We start from the raw sequence: 21,690 nt of genomic DNA on the forward strand, positions 1-21,690 counted from the left end.
GAATCCGCTTTCCTAGCAACAGCAAAATACGGTTCCTACTTCAGGTTATCCGGATTGAGGCATTCCAGCTCAGGAATAACGAAAATACCGTCTTTACGGATCAGTACATCATCAAAATAAATTTCGCCACCACCGTAGTCTGGACGCTGGATCAACACCAGATCCCAGTGAATGGAGGAACGGTTTCCGTTATCTGTTTCTTCATATGCCTGGCCTGGCGTAAAGTGCAAGCTGCCTGCAATTTTTTCATCAAACAGAATGTCCTTCATCGGGTGCAGGATATGCGGATTGAATCCGATGGCGAATTCACCGATATAACGAGCGCCATCATCTGAATTCAGAATTTCATTGATGCGGTCTGTATCGTTGCTTGTTGCTTCAACAATTTTACCGTCTTTGAAGGTGAACTTGATATTCTCAAAAGTAATGCCGTTATACAACGTTGGCGCGTTATAACTAATCGTTCCGTTCACGGAATCACGTACAGGGGCACTGTACACTTCGCCATCCGGAATATTTTTTTGCCCGGAACATTTCTCTGCGCCGATATCTTTAATGGAGAAGCTCAGATCTGTCCCTGGTCCAGTAATACGGACTTTATCCGTGCGTTTCATCAGGTTAGCCAGTGAATCCTGTGCTTTGTCCATTTTAGCGTAATCCAGGTTACATACGTCGAAGTAGAAATCTTCAAACGCTTCTGTACTTGTATTCGCCAGCTGTGCCATACTTGCATTCGGGTAACGAAGCACAACCCATTTTGTATGTTTTACCCGCTGCTCGCTATGTACCGGATGGGAATACAGTGAATTGTACATTTTCATTTTCTCTTCCGGTACATCGGACAGATCATTCACATTCTCCCCTGCACGGATACCGATGTAACAATCCATTTGTTTCATCCGGTTCAGATCGATCTCTGCCCAGGTTTTCATCATTTCTTCTGTTGCATTTTTGAGCATGGCACGCTGTACTGTTTTGTCAGTCAGCTGTACAAAGACGTTACCGCCCTTTTTGCCTACTTCTTCAATGATTGCGTTCATCAGATCACGTTCCGTGCCGATCATCTCAACCAGCACATTCTCGCCGGGCTGTACATCTACAGAGTAGCCCACCAAATTAGCTGCGAGCTTCTGAATTCTTGGGTCCTTCATCGTGTAAACTCCTCCTGTCATCCGCCATCCCTTGAATTGAACAACGGTAAATTACGATACTATTGTAGCACGCTACAACGATCCCGTCAGCAGGCAGTCCCGCAACTCATCTACTCATAAGCCCTGAAGTTTACATCTGTGACAAGAGCTTCTTTATTCAATTTCCTGTTCATGTCCTTATAGCTCACCTGGCTTTCGGAGGAAAGTCGCAAGGGCAAGCTGCTTTTCCGATCTATGGTAAGATGATACACCGTCTGTACCTCGGCCTGTTTCATCATCTCTTGCATCGATGCTTCCCCTTGCTCCCACACTTTGTTCAAATCCTTCTCCAGTTTCGCCTGTTTGTCTCCCTTAACCGCAGCTGCCTTATGCATATATTCTGCCCGGATTGCATCCATCTCGTCGTTAAGCTGTGCGAGTGCTAAGGTTTTAGCGTCTTTCGGCGCGAGTTCAATTCGCAGTATTTTCGTTCGACGACCTGAACCGTACTCGGACGTAATCGTTTTGTTCAACCGATCGATACTTTCCATTTGCGCGATGGGATTAAAACGGGACAGCGATCCGCGCAGGGGCTCATGTTGGGCAGTTAGAGCCATCCATTGTCCTCGTTTTCGTTCAAAAGATGCACTGAATCCGCTTGGTTGCCCATTATTGTTAACAGCAGCAGCATTTACTCCCTTTACTCCCGTTCCGGCAGCAGTTACAGCTCCAGGCAACCTCGTTTGCAAGGTCAAGCGATCATGATCCTCCAGTTTGCCCTCAAATTTGAACTGATTTTCGAACAGCCCGCTGCTTTCACGTCGCAATCCCGCTTCCCCATCAAAACTCAGCTTTTCTTTACCTGCAATTCCTGATAAAGCCAGTGAAAATAATTCCTCGGGAGTTCGATCCCGCTCTAACAATCCACAACCAGGAGCACACAACACAACCATGCTCAGAGTTAACAATAGTCCACGCATATACCGACGGTTCAACATATTCTATTCCACCTTTCCATCAAACTTTCTCCATAGCCTGCCCCTCCCTTATTTGCTTATACTTCCTTCCTTTGGCATCGCCTCTTCAAAAAAATAAAGAGAGGACGACTCCGAAATCGGAATAGTCCTCTCTTAACGTGTAACTTCCTGTTTTTCCATGACGATTCGGTTACGACCACCATGCTTCGCATCGTACAGAGCCATATCAGCCCGGTAAAATAACGATTCCACACTAACCTTCTCATCCATCCAGTTCCATTCGGCAATACCGCTGGATACGGTCACGGAAGGCCTTGTCTCTTCAGCAACCCGGGTGCGAATGATTTCAGCATATTCCATTGCCTGACGAGCACCAATCTGAGGCATATAGATGGCCAGCTCTTCCCCGCCCCATCTGGCACAGATGTCCTCGGGCCGGACGGAACTCGTTACAATGTCGCTCACCTGTTTCAATACCTGATCACCGGTTTGGTGTCCAAACGTGTCATTTACCTGCTTAAACTGGTCGATGTCCACAACAACCAGTGAACCACAAAATTCATGAGCCTGACGTTCATGGATCACAGTATCCAGGTAATGCCTCACATATAGTCCTGTCAGCATATCCAGGTTTGCCAAACGTCGTACCTCGGCGTGGAGGGTAGCATTGGAGAGAGCAAGTCCAATATGAATGGACAGCATCTGCAGCAGACGGTAATTATCGTACGAAAAATACTGCTTTTTCGGATGTCCCAGCAAAATGGCACCCTTCACTTCCCCATTTACCCGAACGGGTGAAGCGATCAATGACATGGAGCCGGTAAGATCCATGAAAACCGATGACACTTTATCGTATTTTGCATAATTGGATAGGATGAGCGGTTCTTCGGTTTGATAGAGCAAACCTGCGATTCCATAGTCCATAGGAAACGTTTTGCGACATAACTCATTTATATTCGATGACATCACTTCGAAGTGATTCGTACTGTCATTCAATTGCAGAATACAACAAGATTCAGCCTGGAAGATGTCCTTTAACTCCTGCTCGGAGATTTGGTAGATCTCCATTAGCTGCAGGCTTTTGTTCAAACGTTGTGTCAGATCGTTGATTAGACGAAGTTCCTGGATCAACATATTCGATTGTTCGTGCAGCTTGGCATTTTCAAAAGCAGTTCCTGCTGTATCCGCCATCATCGTAATGAGCTGCAGATCGGTATCTTCCATTAGCTCCTCATTCATCTTAATATGAAATACACCATAGATCCCTTGTTTGCCTTTTAGAGGAAGGCCTACCTCCAGAATGCGATGTTCACCTTCGTCCGATCGAACAACAATGAGCTTGCCTTCCATGAACGATTGTACACAGATGTCTTCTCCACGTTCATGAACCAGCAGCGGTTTGATGCGCGGGTTGAGACTGCTCTGATCCTGAGACATATACAATGTCATGCGGGTCGCTGGATATAAGTAGTCTATGCTGTCAAACACTTCATCCAATATGGCGTCCACATCCATTTTGTCATGCATCCGTTGAACGATTTGGAACAGAATCGACCTTCGATGATCTTCACGAGCTGTTTGTTCATGAGCTTGTAATAGATCCGTCATAAATATGTATTCAAATCTTCGGTAAAAGCAGGTACGATAATGCAATGCCTCCGATCGAACAACGGCTTCAGACGTGTCATCTCGATTTTGCTCGTAGGTTACAGCAGTGAAGACAGCAAACATATCCCTGTTTGTTCTGGAGAACAACGGTTCAGCCATTAGATGGTACTCTCCATTTTCAGTAGTTCCACGTAATGACTGGGCCTGTCCCGATTCAAGGCATTGCATCACAGTCGAATGTACATCAAGCCGTGGAAGCCCTTCATTCCCTTGCCCCATACAGATCCCTTCTGTATTCCATACGTTGTATATTATCGATGATCTGTCTGAGTGCGGCTGCCGCTGGGCATGCCAATCGTTGTATGCTTGCTGCAGCAGGCTCCCCAAATATGAAAAATCAAAAGGTGTGATGTCCATTTTTTGCATCCAAAATACATGCGCTTCGTGAGGAGCGGCAGAAGATGCGGAATCGCCCGAACTTCGCGAATTCAAGCTGGCTGGTTTACTTCTTAGATGTTCTAACATGTCAGGCGCTCCTTTGCACCGTTTTTGCATCCACTCGGATGCATTAATCTGCAGACGTTATCGCAAATCTGCAAATCCTATGCGATAACCTTAATGTACAAGATCATTTAAAGTTAAGATACAATCTATTTTACTCTCTTTAAAGCTTTTTTGCATCCATATTTCAGAAAATTGTCCCATTATTTTGGGCCTAAGGACCTATCGACAAATTTAGACGTTTTTTTGCTTTTATCACAAGCTTGACTTTGGTTCTAGTAAACTGTAAAATAAATTGTTGATGAAGACTACTAATGGGTCTTTAAATTTGGGCATTACCGGTTGTGTCACCCTCATTCTTTTTGTTGCTTTCAGGACAGCGGCTGAACTTTTCTGATCGTCTTATGCGTGGCTTAGCCCGCATCAACAAATTGGAGCGCAAACAGAGCCCTATATGAACTTTAACTAAAAAGGAGCTACTTTAAACATGGCACGTTACACTGGTCCTAAATTTAAATTGAGCCGTCGCCTCGGCATTTCCCTGAGCGGAACAGGCAAAGAATTGAAACGTCCTTTCCCTCCAGGTCAGCACGGAGCAAACCAACGGAGAAAAATGAGCAACTACGGTATGCAATTGCAAGAAAAACAAAAACTGCGTCACATGTACGGTTTGGGCGAGAAGCAATTCCGCACTCTCTTTGCTAAAGCGCAAAAAATGCAAGGTATCGCGGGTGAAAACTTCATGTTCTTGCTTGAGAGCCGCCTTGATAACCTCGTATACCGCCTTGGATTTGCTAACTCCCGCGCTGGTTCGCGTCAGTTGGTATCCCACGGTCACGTAACTGTAAACGGCAAAAAAGTTGACATCGCTTCTTACCAAGTAAGCACTGGCGACGTTATCAGCCTGCGTGAAAGAAGCCGCGGTCTTTCTTCCGTTAAGGAAGCTTTGGAAAACCGTTCGCATCTTCCGGCATACGTAGAATTCAACGATACTGCTCTGGAAGGTAAATTTATTCGTTTGCCTGAGCGTTCGGAATTGTCCCAAGACATCGACGAAAAACAAATCGTCGAGTTCTACAACCGTTAATCGTTGCAATTTCATTAAGCTTCACACCAAACAGCTGTCCGAGATTTTCTCGGCAGCTGTTTTTTTACGTGTTTTTTTACCTGAATATACATTATGCCCCCCCAAGTAACGATATAAAATATACACTCCCTTTCGGAGAACTGAATAACACATCGTACACCTAAAGAGAAACCTGGGGGGATCACATGATAAAGTTTCTGAGCGATCGCAAACTGGCTGTCAAACTCGGACTGTTACTGGGAGTCGTATTATTGTGCTGTATTGGAACACTCATTGCATTTAATACCAAAATGATCTACGACAAGAGCGTTCAGTACGGTGAAACTGTTGCTGCACAAGCATCAGACCGAGCCCAAAATGAATTCATGGTTGAAATGAACCAAGTGAAAAACACCCTTGATACCATAAGTACCACATTAGTGGATTCGGCTCGTACAGGGTCGCTTGACCGCAAAGAGATCGTCCACCTTCTGGAACAATACTTAAAAAAAGATGATAAGGTTTTCGGATTTTATACCGGTTGGGAACCTGATGCTTTCGACGGAAAAGATACAGAGAATAAGAATAAGACCGTTTATGACGATGACACCGGCCGCTTCGTTCCTTACGTGATACGTGATGGGAATACCCTGCACGTGGAACCTCTGACGACCTATGAGGGAGAAGGTAAAACCAGCAGATACTATCAGGAGCCCAAAAAGAGTAAATCCGCCTACTGGTCTGAGCCAACCACCTACACCGTATCTGGAAAGGAAACTTTGCTTGTCTCCATCGTCCTGCCTTTACTGGATGAGAATAATACGTTTCTTGGCATTGTCGGAGCCGACTTCTCCATTGAACGCTTTCAACAGAATATATCTTCACTAAATCCGGATAACGGCTACGCGATGCTGGTTACAAGTGATGGAAAAATAGCTGCGCATGGAACCCATCCGGAATTGGCGAAGGAAGACGCAGTAATCCCGACAGAGATTCAAAACGTCATTAAACGGATTCAAACAGGCGAGCGTCAGTTTTACGTCACGGATGGATCAGAGCAAGAACTGTTTATTGCGGAGCCTGCTCAGTTGCAAGGAACGGATTCGAACTGGTATCTCGTGTCAGCCCTGCCCAAACGTCATATTTTGCAACCCTTCTACGATAGCCTGACCTGGTCCGTTATCATTGCGTTTCTCGCTTTGCTGTTGCTTGGTGGTGTTGTGACTTACACAATCCTGTACATTGTAAGGCAAGTGAATCGGGTCAATACGGTTGCCGGGCAACTCGCAGATGGAGATCTTACACAGAAGCTTCCTGTCTATTCCAAAGATGAGTTCGGCGTGATGTCAGGCCATTTGAATCAGATGATGGATACGCTCCGCCATACCATTTCCGTGATATCGGAACATGCTTTGTCTGTGGGTTCCACTTCCCAACAGCTGACAGCCAGTGCAGAAGAAACAGGTAAGGCCGCTGAGGTCATTGCTTCAACAGGTCAGGACGTTGCCCAAAAGGCCGGCACGCAAATGCATGAACTTCAAGAAACTTCACGTGCCATGAATGAGATTACGACAGGTATTGGCCGCATTGCACAAGCCGCAGCAGATGTAGCTGAATCTTCGCGAAGCGTGGCTGACCAAACTGCGGCAGGATCGGACAAGATTCAGTCTGCTATGCGAATGGTGGACTCCGCGACTTCTTCTGCACAGGGGTCCATGTCTGCACTGGAGAACTTTCGTCAGCGTTCGGCGCAGATTGGGAACATAACAGACATGATCAGTGAAGTAAGTCGCCAAACCAATCTTCTTGCCCTTAACGCATCAATTGAAGCTTCGCGAGCAGGCGAGCACGGACGTGGATTCGGTGTGGTAGCATCTGAAATTCGCAATTTGGCCGAACAGTCACGCACGTCCGCCGAACAGATCGCAGTATTGATTCATACCGTTCAACAAGAAGTACTCTCCCTTGTCGCAAATATGGAAAAAGGAAATTCCGAAGTCCTTCATATTGCCGATGTAATTAACGAAAGTGGAGAACTGTTCCTCTCTATTTCTTCACAGATTTCCGATGTGAATATCCAGATTGAGGATGTCTCCGCCATCGCTGAGCAAATGTCTGCTGGATCACAACAGGTGGACGCCACATTGGAACAGCTCAAAACCATAGGCCACGAGACGGCAGATCACGCCTCAAGTGTGGCAGCTGCCTCCGAGGAGCAGCTTGCAGCGATGGAAGAAGTTACAGCCGCCTCTGCTGCGCTTGCTAAGCTTACACAGGAACTGCTAGAGCTGATTCAGCGTTTCAGGACCTAATTTGCAAAGCTTTTCTATATTCTAAAAAAACGTCATTTTCAAAAGGAAATCATGAGGCCGTACTGTGCGAAATGTACAGTTACGGCCTTTTTCCCTCAACTCATCTTTCCGCCATAGCAACGGTGTAGACATGCTGCCTCCACGTTTTACTGAAATTCTCCACGACTTCTCATGATATGCAACTCAATTCCGCATGATATATATTATAATCCAAGAAAGAATGGCAATTTTCGACCATTGCTTGTATTTCTCAGGCATGCAAACCAGCCTTTTTATGCTATAATAAGTGCTGTTAAAAGGAGGAAGACACTGAATGGTTGATGTTAATAAGAAAAAGCCCGATGAACAGCCTGTCCGCAAGCGCAGCTTTGCCCGCAGACTGGGTAGTTTCGTCAAATGGATGGTTGTCCTGGGATTCATGGGGGTACTATTCGTAGGCGGTGCTCTGATGGGATACGTCAGTTCCATTGTAAAAGACGAACCCGTCCGTTCAAGGGCGCTGATTGAACAAAAAGTCAGCGAAAACTCCATCACAGGCTTTGCTTACTTTGCCGACGGCAGTCCGATCGGTCAATTACGAACAGAAGAAGACAGGCGTCCGGTCACCTCTGACCAGATCCCGCAGAACGTTATTGATGCAGTCATTTCGATTGAAGACAATCATTTTTACGAACATAAAGGTGTAGACATGAGCGGAACGCTCCGTGCCGTGAAACAGAAAGTGCTAAAAGAATCTGTTCAGACCGGCGGCAGCACACTGACTCAGCAATTGGCCCGGCGTGTATTCCTCAATTTGGATCGAACCGAGGACCGGAAAGTGAAAGAAATCTTACTTTCGCTCCGACTCGAACGTTTCCTGACCAAAGATGAAATTATGACAGCCTATTTGAACAAGGTTCCTTTTGGTAACGGCTCCAGTGGATATAACGTATATGGAGTCAAGGCAGCTGCCAAAGGACTGTTCAATATTAATGATTTGAGCACATTAAACACGGCTCAGGCTGCCTATCTGGCAGGATTGCCTCAGCTCCCCTCCTCTTATTCTGCCTTTAATGGAAAAGGCGACTTTGTTGAGGACAATTTTGAGCGTGCAATTAATCGTCAGCATCTGGTCTTGCGCCGTATGCTGGAATTGGGCAAAATTAATCAATCCGAGTATGACGAAGCTCTTGCTTTTGACATCAAGAGTTCACTCGCACCCAAAACCATCAAAGCTTACAATACTTATCCATACCTTATGATGGAAACAGAGCGTCAAGCTGCACAGATTTTGATGCAACTCAATTCGGATAAAGCTGAAGGCACGGATGCCAAATCGGATTCAGCCAAGGATACGGGTACAGATACACCGCAAAAAGAAAGCAGTGCCCTGCTGGAAGAAGCTCAGCAGCAATTGCGTACAGGTGGATATCGTATCTACACGACCATCAACAAGAGTATCTACAAAACGATGCGTACCATTGCCGAAGATGACAGTAATTTCGCTTCTGACGATCCCGTGAAGGGAAAAGAACAGACTGCTGCCATGTTGATCAATCACAAAACAGGCGCCATTCTCGGCATGATTGAAGGCCGTGATTTCCAGGATGAGCAGATGAACTATGCAACCCAGATGGTGCGTCAGCCAGGTTCAACTATGAAACCTATTGCCGCTTATCTGCCTGCACTGGATGAAGGACTTGTTCAACCGGCCTCCATTATTGATGATTCACCGATAATTCTGAAGGACGGCCAGACCGGATTCCATATTCCGAAAAATGCCAACAATCGCTACCAGGGACTTGTGACTGCCCGTAGAGCACTCAACTACTCGCTGAATGTGCCTGCGCTGAAGCTATTCAACGAAGAAGTTGGTATCGACAAATCATGGGCTTTTGCCAAGAAGCTGGGGATTACCACCATCCAGCCGGCAGATTATCAAGCCCAGACTGGTGTTCTCGGAGGACTTCAGTACGGTGTTACCGTTGAAGAGCTCACTAATGCCTATGGAGCTATTGCCAACAAGGGTGTGTACAATGATTCCTATATGATCAGCAAAATTGTAGACTCAAAAGGGAATATCGTATATAAACACGATGCAGAACCTGTTCAAGCTTTCTCAGAACAGACGGCATACCTGATGACAGATATGCTTCGCACCGTTATTACGGAAGGTACAGCCGATAAAGTTCGTGAAAATTACAAGTACTCCAAGAGTGTGCCTATCGTAGGCAAAACGGGTTCAACTCAAAACTACGCCGATGTCTGGTTTGAAGGCTATACGCCGGATGTCACATTGGGTGTATGGGTTGGATACAAACAGCCGGTAAACACACTGGAGACCAAATCACAGAAGAAACGTGCACAACAGCTGTGGACGCAAATCATGAATCAAGTTATCGCTACAGACAAAGAAATGTTCGTAACCGATTCGTTCAAGAAACCATCCGGAATCGAGACACGAACCGTATCGGCTTATAGTGGCAAATTGCCAACCTCTCTGACCGACCGATTTGTCACTGATATTTTCAATAGCAAATTTGTGCCGAAGGACAGCGATGATGGCGTCGCCAAAGCCAAATATATCACTTACAATGGTGTCAACTACATTCCGCGTGATGAAACACCTGGAGATATGACGAAAGAGAAAACCGTTGTCAAACGTAAGAAACCGATCTCTGATCTCATCAAGGAACTGCAAAGTGCATTCTCACGCATGAGTCGTCACGAATCACTTGCATATTACCTGCCGGAAGATGCCGATGCAGACATGCCGACACAGATCGATCCAAGAACGGATAACGGCAAAGCACCGGATGCACCAGGCAATGTGAGAATTTCCGTTGCCAACGGGAACGCCGTGATTACGTTTAATGCAACACCGGAAAGTGACGTGGTTGGTTATCGCCTGTATCGCTCAGTAAATGGCGCCGGATTCCAGAATCAGGGGCAGGTTGTCCTGACAGGTGAGTCCAGATCATTTACCGCATATGCACAAGGTGGAAACTTTGCGTTCTACGTGACAGCAGTGGATGTAGCGGGTCGTGAGTCTGCTCCTAGCGCAGCAGTTAGCAGTGCAGGAATGGTAGAGCCTCCTGCAGATGAAGAAATAAATGAACCGATTAATGTTCCGGGAACAGTTGTTACACCGGAAGACTCTCAGAATGAGAACGCCGCAACTACGGCTCCAGCTACACCAGGCCAAGTGAGCGTGTCGGCGCTCTCCCAAGGACTGCGCATTCAATGGGCCTCCAATCCGGAAGCAGATGGTGTTCAAAGTTATGCTGTATATTTTAGTGAGACAGGGGCAGCCCCTTACACCAAAATTGGCACAACTTCAGGGACCTCCATGGACTACGGAGTGCCTGCATCCACCAGTGGATGGTTCAAGGTATCCGCCAGCAACAGCATAGGCGAATCTGAGCCGTCTGGAGCCGTGCATTTCCAACCGTAATACAGAGTTATCCTAACTCCACTCTTGACCCCATTCTCGCATCATGAGGATGGGGTTTTGTTATTCAATGAAACTCCAAAGCAAAAAGCCTGATCCGATTGAGATACGGATCAGGCTTTGGATTTTGGACAGGCAGACGTGTTAAATCTGCTGGTCTATGCTTTAATCTTCAATGGTCGATAGATCGCCTGTTGGCAGATCCAGCTCCCAAGCTTTCAACACCCGACGCATAATCTTGCCGGAGCGGGTCTTGGGCAGTTTATCCTTGAACTCAATCTCACGCGGAGCGGCGTGAGCAGACAAGCCCTCTTTTACAAATCGATAGATCTCTTCCTTCAGCTCCGGTGTCGGCTCATACCCCTCACGCAGTGCCACAAAGGCCTTGATGATCTCCCCACGAGTTACATCCGGTTTGCCGATAACGCCTGCCTCTGCTACCGCAGGGTGCTCTACGAGCTTGCTCTCCACCTCAAAGGGGCCAATGCGTTCACCTGAAGAGTTAATGACATCATCAATTCTACCCTGGAACCAAAAGTAGCCATCTTCGTCCATATAAGCGGAATCACCGGATACATACCAGCCAGAAAGTCGGAAGTACTCCTCGTATTTGGCCGGATTATTCCAGATCTTTGCCATCATAGAAGGCCAGGAAGTACGAATAGCCAGGTTCCCCATACTGTATGGCGGCAGTTCCTGTCCTCGATCATCGATAATGGCTGCTTCAATCCCCGGTAAAGGACGTCCCATGGAACCTGGTTTGATTGGCATGCCCGGGTAGTTACAGATTAACTGTCCCCCCGTCTCCGTCATCCACCAGGTATCATGAATTCGCTGTCCATAGGCTTTCCAGCCCCAACGGACCACTTCTGGATTAAGCGGCTCACCGACAGACATGACATGACGAAGACTGCTCAGATCATGCTGTGCAATGGTCTCCTCGCCCGCTCCCATCAACATGCGGAAAGCCGTCGGCGCACTGTACCATACGCTGACTTTGTTTTTCTCAATGGTGCTGTACCAATCTTGCGGACTGAAACGTCCCCCGCGAATAACGTTGGTCACACCATTCAACCACGGTGCAAAAATCCCGTAGGAGGTACCTGTTACCCAGCCTGGATCGGCTGTGCACCAGTATACGTCATCCTCACGCAAATCAAGTACAACCTTGCCGGTATAATAATGCTGAATCATCGCATTCTGCACATGATAAACACCTTTCGGTTTGCCAGTAGAACCGGAAGTATAGTGAATGAGCAGACCGTCTTCACGAGTCAGCCACTCCACTTCCATATCATCCGACGCCGCAGACATCTCTGCATCAAAGTCGATAAGACCTTCTTCCGTCTGCGGACCTCCACCTACAACAAAAATATGCTTCAGTTCAGGCAATTCCGAACGTTTGATTCGTCCAAGTAATTGAGGGGTCGTTACCAGTGCCACGGCTCCGCTATCCTCCAGCCGGTCCTTCACCGCAGTTTCCATGAAGGCTTCAAATAGCGGACCTGCAATAGCCCCAACCTTCAATATGCCTAACAGACTAAAATAGAGCTCAGGACTCCGTGGCATAAAAATAAATACCCGATCTCCCTTGGCTATGCCATATTTGCGCAGAACGTTACCGAAGCGACTCGACTGCTCGCTCAAATCAGCAAACGTGTATGCCTCTTCACGCGAAGCATCGCTGTATAATAATGCCGTTCTTCCGCCTCTTCCTTCCAGCACATGACGATCTATCGCTTCATGCGCCATGTTGACTTTCCCGCTGGCGTGCCACGTAAAGTGCCTTTCAACCGATTCCCAATCAAACCGGCTTCGGGCCTCTGTGTAATCGCCCAGATTAGATTCAGACACAACCGTTTGCAGCATCTCACCATGTGCTTGACTCATGCTTGCCAGCCTCCTTCAACTCGACATTTCGATTCCCATTATGGGTCACTTCTGATTGCCTTTGTGTTGACTGAACTTCCAGTTAGCGCTTACATTAGTAGAGAGAACTTCTCATCATGTACTTGCCAGGCCAAACCGATGAACCCAAACTGCAGTTGATTTGTGAACATTTTTTGTCTACGCAATTATAGCAAATCTTTTCAATCATCGTCTATGGCTTTTCAAATTTTTGGTTTTTTGCTATAAATATGTGTTTAAAAAGGTCGGTTTTCAGTACCAAGAAGATGGGATGAAGCTAGAAATGGAGTAGCGGAGCGTAGGGAAAACTACGTGAGCAACGGACATTTCGGCTGAATTCCATATTCGATGCTGATGATGCCACTAGGCATCCTTCGTAATCAAAAGCGGACTTTTTGAACAACCTCTATAAGTAGGGGGAGAGAGGAGCATGAACTATGGAGCATATTAAGGAGCATCATATGCGTTCCATCTTCAAGTCCGGCCACCGAATCATCATTGAGGGGCCCGTTCTGGCTGAGACGATTAAGCAGCTTGAATTTCATACCGATCTGGATGCCTTCAGGCGCCCTTCGGAACAGCAGGAGGCATTGTCCGAAATTGCCGCATTGCCTGAAGGTCGAATCATCATTGCACGGGAGAATGAGACCATTGTTGGTTATGTGACTTTCCATTATGCTGATGAATGCGAGCGTTGGTCGGAAGGCAATATGACTGATTTGATTGAACTTGGCGCCATTGAGGTTGCAGATGCCTATCGATCGCTGGGGATTGGACGGGAAATGCTGCTCACTGCGTTTGAAAATAAACAGATGGAGAAATATATCGTATTTACGACAGAATATTACTGGCATTGGGATCTGAAGGGCAGCGCCCTTTCCGTGTGGGACTACCGCAAGATGATGGAAAAATTGATGCAAACTGTAGACATGACCTGGTACGCCACCGACGATCCCGAGATTTGTTCACATCCGGCAAACTGTCTCATGGTCCGTATTGGCAGCCAAGTGCCCATCGAATCGGAAGAACAGTTCGACCGCGTGCGATTCCGCCATCGTTTTATGTACTAATCACGAATTCACATGGATGATTTCTCAATACGTATACATAGAAAAACCGCTCTTCGTAAACAGGTTCATCATGGATGATCTGCTACGAAATAAGCGGTTTTTTGTTGCTTATAAGCCTTTATGATGTTCAACATGCGTAAACCTTAACGGTTTACATATGTTCCAGCATATGTTCCACAATACGGTGAGAGCGCTGGGAAGACTCCACCGTAAACTCGGCAAAGTTCACATGTGCTGATCCATCCGCCTTGTCAGACATTGCGCGAAGTATAACGAACGGAACACGATTCATGTAGCTCACTTGCGCTACGGCAGCTCCCTCCATCTCCGCACATGCCCCATTCATTTCGGTATACAGCATTTTCACCGTATCCTTGCTTGCAATGAATTGATCTCCTGACAGCACTTTGCCGATCAGATAGTTCGCTCCCTGCGCTTTGCAGGCTTCTTCAGCTAATGCGATAAGGGATGCTTCCGCCGGGAAGGCGGACGTCTCCTGGTAAGGAATAACCCCGCGCTCAAATCCAAGTGGAGTCACATCCATATCATGCTGTACACATTCGGACGAGATGACCATATCTCCAATATTCAACTTTGGATGAACTGCACCTGCAACACCTGTGAAAATAATACGGTTGACCTGAAAACGATCAATCAAAATCTGTGTCGTCACAGCCGCATTTACTTTCCCCACGCCTGATTTGCAGACTACAATCTGTTTACCCAGCCATTCGCCTGCAACATAGGTAATCCCGGTTTGTTTTACAGTCTCTAGTTGTTTCATACCAGCCAAGAGAAGTTCGACTTCCTCATTCATTGCACCAATGATACCGATTGTTTCACGCATGTTCTGACCTCCTATATAGCATTCTACATTCTGCCCATTCAGCACAAAAGCTCCGTTTCCGGAGCTTTCGTCATTCCACTATGTAGAGAGAATGCCTTCTCCCTTTCTTCAATCATCTTCCATTTCAATTAGAAATGACGATGAACCTCAACGCCTGATTTAAACGACGTCTGCGTGGCTTACAGACAGACGAAGAATCGTTTCATGCGGCAAGATAACCCGTGGGTTCTCCACGTTTTCTTTCTTCATGAGCTTGGTCAGCAAACGCATGGCTACAGCGCCCAGGTCATACATCGGTTGAGCTACAGTAGTCAACTGAGGACGAACCATGGAAGCCATACGAATGTTATCCACACTAATGATAGAGAAGTCATCTGGAACTTTCAGACCTTCATCCTGAATGCTGTGAATCGCACCAATTGCCATCTCATCTGTTGCAGCGAAGATTGCCGATGGTTTTTTCTTCAAGCCGAGGAAATACTTCATCGCTTCCACACCGGATTCATAACGATAGTTACCAATGCGTACGAGATCCTCCTGATACTCCATACCTGCTGCTTCAAGCGCTTTCTTGTACCCTTGGAAACGAGCATAACCGTTGGCAGGATCTTGTAGTGTACCACTGATCATTGCGATTTCCTTGTGTCCATGACGGATCAACGTATTCACAGCGTCAAATGCCGCTGCTTCATGATCGATATCTACAGAAGGGTATGTGCCCTTCTCGTCACTTGTTGCACAGAGAACGATAGGCACAGCCGCTGATTGGAACGCCTGAATATGCTCGTCCGTCACAGTTCCACCCATGAAGAGCAGACCGTCTACTTGTTTCTCGAGCAACGTGTTAATTACACGAATTTCTTTTTCTTTCTTCTTATCTGCGTTACACAAAATAATGTTGTAGTGATACATATTCGCAATATCTTCAATTCCGCGAGCAATCTCTGCAAAGGTTGAGTTCGAAATGTCCGGAATAACGACCCCGACCGTGGTTGTCTTCTTGCTCGCCAGACCTCTGGCTACCGCATTCGGACGATATCCCAACCGATCGATGGCTTCATATACTTTTTTGCGTGTCTGTGGCTTAACATTAGGGTTATTATTAACAACCCGTGATACCGTTGCCATAGAGACACCGGCTTCACGTGCCACATCATAAATGGTTACCGTCACAGTACTTCTCTCCATTACCAGTAAATTTTCATACCATTTTCATTAAGATTTATATTACGACAAATTTATGCATTAATCAATTAAAATAGGCTTTAGGACTCACGCAGTGCTTTCGTGATTGTGGTTGAAGTAATATCCGAGTGGGAAGTATGCCATACAGGAATTCCCTTTTTGACTAGAATCGCCTGCGGAGATTCGTGCTTAACACCCAGCTTGTCCGCTGCTTCGTTGGATACAGGGCGGTCTTCCACTACATAGATGATACCGTATTTCACTTGTTCATTTGGACTATTTTGCAAATAATCGTTCATCTCCTGATAGGCGTTCGCACTGATCGGGCAGCGTGTACTGTGCTTAAACAGAAGCAAAGGTTGATCCTCGGTAGCCTCCACTGCGGAGTTTAGCTGTTCAATACTTGTCATTTTAGTCATGTCAGCCATTTGATATACATCCCCCTTTACCAGGATTACCGCTATGTTGAGCGTTTTCACTCTACGATATCTTAACAAAAAGCGGGCGAAAAAGCCAATTTTCATGAAAACAAGCATTTTGCACGTCAAAATTAGACAGCATTCGAGAAGTGCGCCTGCCATACAAAGCCGGATAATTGACCTAATCTGCGCTGTGTTGTCTCAATCCATTCTTCATCATTAGACTTTTGAGCGTAACCCATAATATCCAGCAGCAGGTTAATTCTTTCCTCCACAGCGCGCTGCATCCGATGCTCCATCTCACGATCCGTGGCGTCCGGCCAGGCCAGCAGCTGTTCATGAAAGAGATCCGCAAGTTCATTTCGCTCTCCAAATGATAGATCCTGTTTCGCAGGCTGTTCACCAAGTGTACTGATGCACTCTTTCAAATCCGGCTTGACCGGCTGTAGCACTTCATAGGAAACGCAATCTGTACAAGCAAATACAGGTACGTTACGAATCTCCACCTTTTTGGCATATACCACCGTTCTTAATTCCAGTTCCATTACATGTCCACATCTGCACGTCTTACGCACAGTCATCACCCCATTCGTTCCATACTCTTATACAGATACCATTCGACCTATTTCCGCTCAAATCCTGCTATAAACCATAGGTTGCACAAATTACCACCGTCTCCAGAAGAAGGTTGTCGAATGTAGGCGTTCATTGCGTTGTAATCGCTTCCCCGATCGCTAGATTGCATGACGATGAAGTCATCTTGATAATCTGTTACAATAAAGACGCTATGTGCTAATTACCGCAAAAGGAGAGATGATGATGAGATTAACAGGCAAAAAAGTCATCGCCCTGGTCGATGAGGAATTCGAAGATCTGGAACTGTGGTATCCGGTGCATCGTGTCCGTGAAGAAGGCGCTGAGGTGCATCTCGCCGGAGAGAAGAAAGGCAAAACCTACATTGGTAAATATGGTGTTCCCGCCGAGGCGGAATACAGTTTTGATGAACTCGATAGTTCACAATATGATGGTATTCTTGTACCCGGCGGCTGGGCACCGGACAAGCTTCGTCGCTATCCTAAAGTACTTGAACTCGTCAAGGAAATGCATGCGGATCGTAAGCCGATTGGACAGATCTGTCATGCAGGCTGGGTACTGATATCCGCCAAAATACTGGACGGGGTTACGGTGACTTCTACACCAGGCATCCGGGATGACATGGAAAACGCGGGAGCCATCTGGAAAGATGAAGCCGTTGTTGTGGATGGACACATCATTTCAGCTCGTCGTCCACCTGACCTTCCGCCGTATGGCAAAGCATTTTGCGATGCCCTTGCTGAAAAATAAAACAAAGCCCCTCGCCAATATGGCGTGGGGCTTTATCGTTGAAATAAGACTATTTTCCAAAACTATACAAAAGTTAATATTTTCACTTAAAGGTATTTATTTGAAAATATCCTATTCAAGATGCGTTCGATCCACTCTGTTCATCCGGACTGCCCATCGAATCATTGAAGACCTGCAAACGCTGTTCGATATCTGCACTTGTCCGCAAAGTGAAGCAATCATGAGCTGCCTCTTTGGCAGCAGCAGCCGTCGTATTCAATACCCTGTGCTTCACACGCAGCAAAGATTGTGGAGACATGCTCAGATTGCTGATCCCCAGCTCCAGCCATAGGGGAATCGAGCGCTCGTCTCCTGCCATCTCTCCGCATACACTGACATCAATGCCTGCCGTGTGAGCCGCCTCCACTGTTGCACGAAGCATGCGCAGTACAGCCGGGTGATACGGATGATACATATGTGCAATCTGCTCATTCATTCGGTCCACAGCCAGTACATATTGCACTAGATCATTGGTACCAATACTGAAGAAATCAGCTTCCTCGGCAAGCAGATCGGCTATCATCACCGCTGCGGGAACCTCAATCATGATGCCCACCTGAATATGCGGATCGTACGGCAATTCTCGCTCGTCCAGATCAGACATCGCTTCACGCAGGATTTCATTGGCCTCCTGAAGTTCTTCTACCGAAGAAATCATCGGGTACATAATTTTGACATTGCCCGCAGCACTGGCACGCAGAATGGCTGTGAGCTGCGTTTTGAAAAGATCTTTGCGGTCCAGACTGATCCGAATCGCACGATATCCGAGAAATGGATTATCTTCTTCTGGCAGTTCAAAGTAATCTAGCTGCTTGTCACCACCAATATCTAGCGTACGAATAACGACAGACTGACCTGCAGTTTTCTCAGCGACAAGACGATAGACCTCATACTGTTCCTGCTCACCAGGGAACGTAGCACGGTCCATGTATAGGAACTCTGTCCGGAACAACCCCACGCCCTTCGCCCCATGTTTCAGTGCCATATCCAGTTCCTTGACGGAACTGATGTTAGAAGCCAGATGCAGAACGGAACCGTCTTTAGTTACGGCATCCACTGTTGCAAGTACCTGCAGCTGTTCTTTTTTCTTCAGTTGTTTGCTGCGAATCATCGTGTAACGTTCAATCGTCTTGCGGTCCGGCTCCGTAAAGACGAGGCCGTTATCTCCATCGACAACCAACATATCTCCGGTCTCTACCGGCATGCCAAGACTCGCCTCCAGACCGGAAACGAGAGGAATGCCAAGGGCACGAGCCATAATTGCCGAATGTGACGTTTTGCCTCCGATAAGTGTCACAATGCCCAGCACGTGGCTTGGATTCAAATGCGCCAATTGAGAGGGCGACAGCTCTTTGGCCACGAGTATATAAGGCTGGGTATCCGATGGGAGCGTAATTTCCGGTGCGCCCAGCAGATGTTTTAACAGACGGTTACCCACATCCTTAATGTCGATCGCCCGCTCCTTCATATACTCGTCGTCAAGCAGATCGAACATGGTGACAAAATGATCAATGGCTTCTTTGACGGCTACTTCTGCTGCTTTGTACTGCCGTTCAATAATGCCGCGAATTTCGTTCATGAACACCGGATCTTCCAGAATAGCCAGATGCGCATCAAAGATGCTGGACTCTTCAGGACCGACCACTTCCTTGAACTCGTTCTTGATATATTCAATCTCATCCTTCGATGTCCGTATGCCCTCGTACAGCCGTTCGAACTCTTGGGCGAGATCCACTGAATCCATCTTCTGATCCGGCAGATCCCATTCCCAACTGGGCAGGACAAATGCTTTGCCGATGGCTATGCCTGCAGCGCCGTTGATGCCTTGTATCTTCATTCTACCCCTCCAACGTTCCTGTCATAGAGCACCACGGACATAACGGATGCCTGACCTTTCTTAACTTGCTTAAATGGAGCAAAGCTCCATGATTTGACACGATCGGGATTCGTGATCACCATTGGTGTCGTCAGCGATGCCGCCTCGGCTCGCAGTACAGCTAGGTCAAACTTGATTAACAACTGCCCCGGCTCCACCGTGTCCCCTTCCTGAACAAAGGCTTCAAAGTGGCCTTTCAGTTGGGAAGTGTCGATACCGATATGCAGCAGCACCTCAAGCCCTTCCCGAGTCGAAATGCCCAAGGCATGCATTGTCGGATACATGTGCATAATCGTTCCGTACACAGGCGAGACCAGCTCTCCCTTTTCCGGGACAAAGGCTACACCATCGCCCACAAGCTTGGCTGCAAATATCTGATCCGGCACCTCTTCAATCGGCAGCATTTTACCCTGCACAGGCGCACAGAACAGAACTTGTTGCAGATCCCGTTCAAGCAGCTTCGCAATCTCTTCCCGGATTAATTCCGAATAGGTGCCAAATACCACTTGTACGTTACCGCCACCCAGCTTGATCAGCCCTGCAGACCCCATACTCTTCATTGCACCTGTATCGATTAATCGATCATTATGCACGGTGAGTCGAAGTCGTGTAATGCAGGCCTCTACCTGCACAATGTTTTCTTTCCCGCCCAATGCTTCCAAAATGAGAGGAGCTTGATAAGGAATGTTACCTACCCAATCTTCCAGCATGGACCCCTCTTCGCGTCCTGGAGTTGGAATCTTGAACGTGCGAATCGCCCACCTAAACAGGAAATAATAGACCAACCCATATAGTATGCCAATCGGTATGAGCTTCCAAGCATTCTCCGATAGATGGAAATTGAGTATGTAGTCAATAATGCCAGCCGAGTAGGAGAACCCATGGCGTATATCAAGCCAGTAACTGATCCACATCGCAAGTCCCGACATGACTGCATGCACGATGAACAGATAGGGTGCCGCAAACAAAAAGGCAAACTCAATCTGCTCCGATACCCCTGTCAGAAAACAAACAAGTGCGGAAGTAAGAAATGTTTTTTTGATTTTCGGCTTCAGGTCTTCCCTTGCCTCCTGAATAATCGCAAAGGCAATCGCTGGAATCGCAAACATCATGATCGGGAATAACCCGGCCATAAAATACCCTGCTGTTGGATCACCCGCAAAAAATCGCGGCAAATCCCCTTGCACAATATTGCCGTCTGCTGTTTCATACGTCCCCAGTTGGAACCAGAACACATTGTTCAGCAGATGATGCAGTCCGAAGGCCACCAACACCCTGTACAGGACCCCATATATAAACAGCCCAAAACCGCCGAGACTGTATTCCCAGGTGGCGATGGCGTTCAATGCATGTTGCAAAATGGGTGCGATCCATAACATAAAGAAGGAGAACAGTGCCGAGCACAGCCCTACGATGAGCAAAACAAACCTGGAACCACCGAAAAACTGTAAGATTTCGGGCAGTTTAATACTTTTGAACCGATTATGCGTCACCCCGGCAAGTGCACCGAGAATAATTCCGATTAAGGAAGCAGGTTGAACGGTGCCATCCCCGAAATTGCGAGTCACCTGATCATATATCACAATACCAGCCAGAGCAGCGAGTCCCGCTTGTCCGGCCTGGTTGGAGAGTCCCAGCGCTACACCGACAGCGAACAAATACGGCAAAAAATAAAAAATACCGTGTCCGGCCACGGTAGACACTTCACCAACAACTTTCAATCCCCAGGCGTCCCAGGGCAAACTGCCAACACTCAGCAAAATTGCGGCGGCGGGAAGGACCATTGTAGGCAGCATTACCGCTCGTCCGAGCTGCTGCAAGGATCCGAGCCAATTCATGGCGACCTCTCCTTTCTATCCTAGATGGTAAGCTTTACGCAACGTTTTGTCAAAGCAAAACAGTAACCTGTTGGTCATTTATTCAATATTCCAAGTATACAACAGAAAAATCCCGTCAACTCGAGGTTAACGGGATTAAG

Annotated in this window: 15 protein-coding genes; 5 read left to right on the forward strand and 10 right to left on the reverse strand. The window is 47.1% G+C overall.

Annotation, left to right across the window (positions count from 1 at the left end; all coding sequences use genetic code 11):
* Nucleotides 1–35: 35 nt before the first annotated feature.
* The 3 genes from MKY42_RS22455 to MKY42_RS22465 form a co-directional block, all read right to left on the reverse strand.
* Nucleotides 36–1,151 (reverse strand): aminopeptidase, encoded by a 1,116-nt coding sequence (locus MKY42_RS22455; protein WP_179263897.1) that lies wholly within the window; start codon nucleotides 1,149–1,151, stop codon nucleotides 36–38.
* A 110-nt stretch (nucleotides 1,152–1,261) separates the two neighbouring features.
* Nucleotides 1,262–2,128 (reverse strand): hypothetical protein, encoded by an 867-nt coding sequence (locus tag MKY42_RS22460; protein ID WP_339844811.1) that lies wholly within the window; start codon nucleotides 2,126–2,128, stop codon nucleotides 1,262–1,264.
* Between the two features lie 132 nt (nucleotides 2,129–2,260).
* Nucleotides 2,261–4,240 (reverse strand): diguanylate cyclase, encoded by a 1,980-nt coding sequence (locus MKY42_RS22465; RefSeq protein WP_339844814.1) that lies wholly within the window; start codon nucleotides 4,238–4,240, stop codon nucleotides 2,261–2,263.
* Nucleotides 4,241–4,703: 463 nt separating this feature from the next.
* On the opposite strand from MKY42_RS22465, the gene rpsD reads away from it, so the two are divergent.
* The 3 genes from rpsD to MKY42_RS22480 all read left to right on the forward strand — a co-directional run bounded on the left by rpsD (nucleotide 4,704) and on the right by MKY42_RS22480 (nucleotide 11,027).
* The gene (gene rpsD / locus MKY42_RS22470; RefSeq protein ID WP_076288214.1) at nucleotides 4,704–5,303 is read left to right on the forward strand and encodes a 30S ribosomal protein S4; all 600 of its coding nucleotides are present in this window, start codon (nucleotides 4,704–4,706) and stop codon (nucleotides 5,301–5,303) included.
* Nucleotides 5,304–5,488: 185 nt separating this feature from the next.
* Nucleotides 5,489–7,594, forward strand: a complete 2,106-nt coding sequence (locus MKY42_RS22475; RefSeq protein WP_339844818.1) for a methyl-accepting chemotaxis protein — start codon at nucleotides 5,489–5,491, stop codon at nucleotides 7,592–7,594.
* Between the two features lie 313 nt (nucleotides 7,595–7,907).
* Complete coding sequence (locus MKY42_RS22480; protein WP_339844821.1) at nucleotides 7,908–11,027, forward strand: transglycosylase domain-containing protein; 3,120 nt, start codon at nucleotides 7,908–7,910, stop codon at nucleotides 11,025–11,027.
* A 162-nt stretch (nucleotides 11,028–11,189) separates the two neighbouring features.
* Here the strand turns inward: MKY42_RS22480 and acsA are convergent, their stop codons facing one another.
* Entirely contained in the window at nucleotides 11,190–12,914 is a 1,725-nt protein-coding gene (acsA, locus tag MKY42_RS22485; RefSeq protein WP_090901109.1) for an acetate--CoA ligase, read from the reverse strand.
* A 455-nt stretch (nucleotides 12,915–13,369) separates the two neighbouring features.
* Between acsA and MKY42_RS22490 the strand changes: the two genes are divergently transcribed.
* Entirely contained in the window at nucleotides 13,370–14,002 is a 633-nt protein-coding gene (locus MKY42_RS22490; protein ID WP_090901113.1) for a GNAT family N-acetyltransferase, read from the forward strand.
* Between the two features lie 151 nt (nucleotides 14,003–14,153).
* Here MKY42_RS22490 and MKY42_RS22495 read toward each other — a convergent pair whose 3' ends face one another.
* The 4 genes from MKY42_RS22495 to MKY42_RS22510 all read right to left on the reverse strand — a co-directional run bounded on the left by MKY42_RS22495 (nucleotide 14,154) and on the right by MKY42_RS22510 (nucleotide 16,998).
* On the reverse strand, nucleotides 14,154–14,849 hold the full coding sequence (locus tag MKY42_RS22495; RefSeq protein WP_090901116.1) for a 5'-methylthioadenosine/adenosylhomocysteine nucleosidase: 696 nt from the start codon (nucleotides 14,847–14,849) through the stop codon (nucleotides 14,154–14,156).
* A 159-nt stretch (nucleotides 14,850–15,008) separates the two neighbouring features.
* Nucleotides 15,009–16,022 carry a catabolite control protein A gene (gene ccpA, locus MKY42_RS22500; RefSeq protein WP_024631149.1) on the reverse strand — a complete coding sequence of 338 codons (1,014 nt, stop codon included), beginning with the start codon at nucleotides 16,020–16,022 and terminating at the stop codon, nucleotides 15,009–15,011.
* A 92-nt stretch (nucleotides 16,023–16,114) separates the two neighbouring features.
* On the reverse strand, nucleotides 16,115–16,462 hold the full coding sequence (gene ytxJ, locus MKY42_RS22505) for a bacillithiol system redox-active protein YtxJ (protein WP_024631150.1): 348 nt from the start codon (nucleotides 16,460–16,462) through the stop codon (nucleotides 16,115–16,117).
* 122 nt (nucleotides 16,463–16,584) lie between these two features.
* Complete coding sequence (locus MKY42_RS22510) at nucleotides 16,585–16,998, reverse strand: hypothetical protein (RefSeq protein WP_111618772.1); 414 nt, start codon at nucleotides 16,996–16,998, stop codon at nucleotides 16,585–16,587.
* Nucleotides 16,999–17,269: 271 nt separating this feature from the next.
* Between MKY42_RS22510 and MKY42_RS22515 the strand changes: the two genes are divergently transcribed.
* Nucleotides 17,270–17,797, forward strand: coding sequence for a type 1 glutamine amidotransferase domain-containing protein (locus tag MKY42_RS22515; protein WP_064636568.1), 528 nt, complete (start codon nucleotides 17,270–17,272; stop codon nucleotides 17,795–17,797).
* A gap of 115 nt (nucleotides 17,798–17,912) precedes the next feature.
* On the opposite strand, the gene ptsP is transcribed toward MKY42_RS22515, so the two are convergent.
* Together ptsP and MKY42_RS22525 are read right to left on the reverse strand one after the other, a co-directional pair.
* Nucleotides 17,913–19,673, reverse strand: coding sequence for a phosphoenolpyruvate--protein phosphotransferase (ptsP, locus tag MKY42_RS22520; protein ID WP_090901128.1), 1,761 nt, complete (start codon nucleotides 19,671–19,673; stop codon nucleotides 17,913–17,915).
* Entirely contained in the window at nucleotides 19,670–21,550 is a 1,881-nt protein-coding gene (locus tag MKY42_RS22525; protein WP_063565571.1) for a glucose PTS transporter subunit IIA, read from the reverse strand. Before MKY42_RS22525 ends, ptsP begins: the two co-directional genes overlap by 4 nt.
* Nucleotides 21,551–21,690: the final 140 nt, after the last annotated feature.

Source organism: Paenibacillus sp. FSL W7-1088 (genome assembly GCF_037969855.1).
GTDB lineage: Bacteria > Bacillota > Bacilli > Paenibacillales > Paenibacillaceae > Paenibacillus.